This window comes from Symbiopectobacterium sp. (assembly GCF_051710365.1).
Classification (GTDB): domain Bacteria; phylum Pseudomonadota; class Gammaproteobacteria; order Enterobacterales; family Enterobacteriaceae; genus Symbiopectobacterium.
Genome location: NZ_JBPETA010000355.1, coordinates 1 through 1,453 on the forward strand (window position 1 = coordinate 1; position 1,453 = coordinate 1,453).

General features: G+C 45.6%; 3 protein-coding genes and 1 pseudogene. All 4 read left to right on the forward strand.

The features are described from left to right. The coding region (locus ACTBDZ_RS17790; RefSeq protein ID WP_438816267.1) for a hypothetical protein at nt 1-98 on the forward strand (98 nt) is incomplete at its 5' end. Nucleotides 99-189: 91 nt separating this feature from the next. Then, entirely contained in the window at nt 190-465 is a 276-nt protein-coding gene (locus ACTBDZ_RS17795; RefSeq protein WP_438816266.1) for a helix-turn-helix domain-containing protein, read from the forward strand. A gap of 45 nt (nt 466-510) precedes the next feature. Continuing rightward, nucleotides 511-792: an IclR family transcriptional regulator domain-containing protein gene (locus ACTBDZ_RS17800; RefSeq protein ID WP_438816268.1), complete on the forward strand. Its 282-nt coding sequence runs from the start codon at nt 511-513 to the stop codon at nt 790-792. A gap of 103 nt (nt 793-895) precedes the next feature. Then, nucleotides 896-1,327: pseudogene (locus ACTBDZ_RS17805) on the forward strand (5-deoxy-glucuronate isomerase); the annotation flags it as partial. Nucleotides 1,328-1,453: the final 126 nt, after the last annotated feature.

Sequence of the window (1,453 nt, forward strand, 5' to 3'; positions counted from 1 at the left end):
AATGCTGTTCAATGTGGCAGTTACTGAACAAGGTTCGCCGCTTCATGGAAACCGTCAGCCCGTTTCCCAGTGGAAAACATGGACAGGCAAAAGTGTAGCGGTATTAGGAACAGCTATTTAGGTAAATAAAATACCCTTCCGTTATTATTGTTCTATATAAAAAACCACAGTTTCACATATAAAACCATTATGAATATCTTCCAACAACTTGAGCAAAGCACCAGCGGCAGTCCGTCTCGTGATGAAGCCAGCTTTACCGAGATCTGTACCGATCTGTCTATACCGAAAAGTAGCGTACATCATCTGCTTGAAGTATTGACGGTATCACAACTATTACGTCAGCGCGCTGATGGACGTTATGTTTTAGGCTTGCGTTTATTCGAACTTGGTGGTCTGGCAATTAAGAATATCGACCTGCGCAAAGATGCCATTGGTTTTATGCACACATTGGTGAAAGAGACATAGTTAACCTGCCATCTTGGTATTCTTGAGGGGGATAACGGCTTTTTCCTGAGTAAAGTCGAATCGCCCAAGGCTATTGTGAAAACGTCTTGGGAAGGTAAGAAAATTGTATTTAACCGCATGTCGCTGGGAAAAGTATTATTGGCTTGGTTGCCACAGGAAAGAATAGAAGCCCTGATTGCTGATTGTACCTTCAAGCGTTTTATGCCACGAACCATTACCAATAAAGATGATTTTCTGGAACACCTGAAGCTCGTCAAAGAACAAGGCTGGGCGATCGACGACGGTGAAAACATTGGTCACGTATTCAATGAGTGTATTGCTACATAGTCTGGCATGCAAAAAAGGTGTTTAAAACCAGCCTGAATGCATGAAGAGAACATAGAGCATGAATACTATTTTTATTGCGGAGCAACACATTGAATACGTGACCGGTAAAGGAGCGAAAGCGCTGGCATTCAGCAGCGTAGATAAGGCTAAACCGGCAAAACTGTATTACAACAGTGCGCCAGCGCATGCCACGTTCCCAACGCGTGTGATTACCCAAGAGGATGCGGTTAAAGCCCCGCTGGGTGATATCGCAACCTGTAACAAGCGTACCATTTGCAAATATCTGGTGCCGGAAGTGGTGGAAACCTGTCAGTTAAGCATGGGGTTGACGCGTTTGGCTGAAGGCAGCAACTGGAACTCAATGCCGACCCATACCCATGAACGCAGAATGGAAGTTTACTTCTATTTTGATATGGCAGATGACACCATTATTTTCCATATGATGGGCGAGCCACATGAAACACGTCACCTGGTGATGCACAACGAGCAGGCGGTGATCTCACCGAGCTGGTCGATTCACACTGGCGTTGGTACCGACCCTGTACACGATTCTGTGTAAATGCCTTTTCTCAGTAGTGACCGTCCAGACGATCACCGAACTCGATAATAAAGCGGCTCATAGCCATACGCCAGTCCCTCAGCGGCATCGTCCATTTTTGTG

Coding starts and splice junctions, on each gene's coding strand:
- ACTBDZ_RS17795 (WP_438816266.1), top strand. CDS start 190: ATGAATATCTTCCAACAACTTGAGCAAAGCACCAGCGGCAGTCCGTCT.